General features: G+C 64.0%; 1 protein-coding gene and 1 pseudogene. One reads left to right on the top strand and one right to left on the bottom strand.

What is annotated here, in order from left to right:
* Nucleotides 1-44 precede the first annotated feature (44 nt).
* A complete protein-coding gene (locus VML93_RS18845) occupies nt 45-1,313 on the bottom strand; it encodes a glycosyltransferase (protein ID WP_325612994.1) in 1,269 nt (422 codons plus the stop codon).
* Nucleotides 1,314-1,581: 268 nt separating this feature from the next.
* Between VML93_RS18845 and VML93_RS18840 the strand changes: the two are divergent.
* Nucleotides 1,582-2,037 (top strand): annotated as a pseudogene (locus tag VML93_RS18840) (hypothetical protein); the annotation flags it as partial.

The raw sequence follows: 2,037 nt of genomic DNA, 5'->3' as shown, positions 1-2,037 counted from the left end.
GAGGTTCCGGGCTATTGAGAAGCGGGCCCCAGTATCACCCCACGTCAGCCGACATGTCTCAAGCGCGCGAAGTCTTCCAGGAGATCGGCGACCTTGGCAACGCTTTCGGCGGGTTTGGTCGTCTGGGTGGCGACCTCGCGGGCCCGGGCGGCATATTGCGGGGCGAGGATGGTCCGCAGGTCCGCGACCAGCGACTCGGGGGCAGTGGCCGAAAAGCGCCGTGCGGTACCCACTTTCAGTCGCTTGACCCGAGCTCCCCAGATCGCCTGGTCGGGCGCCGTCCACAGGATCAACGTGGGGACTCCGGCCCGCAGGCTCGCGGCGGTGGTGCCCATGCCACCGTGGTGCACGACCGCGCGGCAGGTTGGAAAGACGGCCGCGTAATTCATCGTGTCTACCACCTTGACGTGGTCCGAATGTGACACTTGGCTGAAGTCACTCCAGCCGGAGCAGACCAGCGCCCGCTCGTCCAACTGCGCGCACACCGCGCCGATCATGGCGAGTGTGTCGGCGGGAGATTTGACCAGCGTGCTGCCAAAGCCGAAGAAAATCGGCGGGGTTCCCGCGGCAATCCAGGAGGCAACCTCGTCATCGGCATCCGTCGTCAACTCCATGGTCAGCGCACCGACAAAAGGTCGTTGGCCGGCGAATTTCGCCCATTCGGTGGCCAGGCCGGGGAAGCAAACCTCTTCGTAGGCCTGGATTTCCAGTGATCCACGCTCGGTGATCCGGCGCGGCGCTGAGCGCGTCGCCTTTGGCAGGCCCAGTTCCCGGCGTTGCGCGTCATCGAACTTCTTCACCCCGCGCCAACTGACCCACTCGTACGCCTGCACTGCGTAACGGCCCAATGACGACGGCAGGAACGGCAGGAGCTGGCTGTTGGCGCGCACTGGGGCGATATGCAGGGTGGCCAACGGAATGTCGTAATATTCTGCGACATTTGCAGCGGGCTGCTCGAAATTCAGAAAGGTGACTAGCAGGTCGGCCCCGTCGGCAAGCGACCGCAGCTTCGTGGTGATCTCCTCCCAGTAGTGGATGACGGACTCCCCAATTTCGCGCCACAACCTGATCAGATCGCGGATCTGCCAGAAGTTGCGGAATACCCGCGTCCAGAAGTCGCGGTGCGCGCCCCACCACTCCCGCGTATCCGGCCCGTAGGCCACCGCTGTGAGCTCGGCCGACTCGGCGAAGCCAACCAGGTCAGGCGGGACGGCCATGCGGACGTCGTGCCCGCGGCGCATTAGTTCACGGGCAACCGCCACGCAGGGTTCTACATCGCCACGCGATCCGTAACTTGCCAGCACATACTTCATCGCGGATCCCTCGGCATGGAATCTCCCTCTGACTACAGCGAACTGCGCTGCATCTCGTGGTGCTGAGTCGCGGCGAATTGTGACAAAAAGTAATGCTAACCTAACCTAACAGTAGTGAACCTCGACAGCCGCACCCGCCCAGGCAGCCTATCTCGTAGCGGGGCAGTTTCTGCGTGGGCCGCCCGGATCACCAGAAACGCGACGGTGAGACGGACCGGGGTTGGCGGAAATCGCTTCGAGGACATTCGGTCGGAAGTACGGTACGACCATGGACAATGTGCTCGACCCGCTCGACCAGCTCACGTTTGACGCCGAGCGGGCGACGGGAGTCGCGTCGATCCCACATCCTTTCTGGGTGTACAACCGCCCGGTCGACATCGACGGTCTGCGGAAGTTCCATCATCATCTTCAGCAGGGCTGGTTACGCCGTCGCATCGAACCGTCACCATTGCGGTTCGGCCGGCACCGCTGGACATCAACCGACGGTCCATCCGAGATGGAGATCGTCGAGACGCCGCGCCCGCGTGCAGAATTCGACGCCTGGCTCGAGGAGCAGGCCACCACTCCCATCGATGCCGAGTACGGACCCGGGTGGCACCTTGCGGTGCAGCCCTTCACCGACGGCGGCGGCGGGGTGAGTTTGGCCGTCTCACACAACCTCGCAGACGGTGTCGGGCTGTTGGATGCGATGGCTGATGCGGCGGATGGCCGCGATGCCCCGATC

Origin of the sequence: Mycobacterium sp. (assembly GCF_035499775.1) — a bacterium.
GTDB lineage: Bacteria > Actinomycetota > Actinomycetes > Mycobacteriales > Mycobacteriaceae > Mycobacterium.
The sequence above is the reverse complement of the archived record's forward strand: the minus strand, read 5'-3'. Positions and strand labels throughout refer to the sequence as shown.

Coding starts and splice junctions, on each gene's coding strand:
- VML93_RS18845 (WP_325612994.1), bottom strand. CDS start 1,313: ATGAAGTATGTGCTGGCAAGTTACGGATCGCGTGGCGATGTAGAACCC.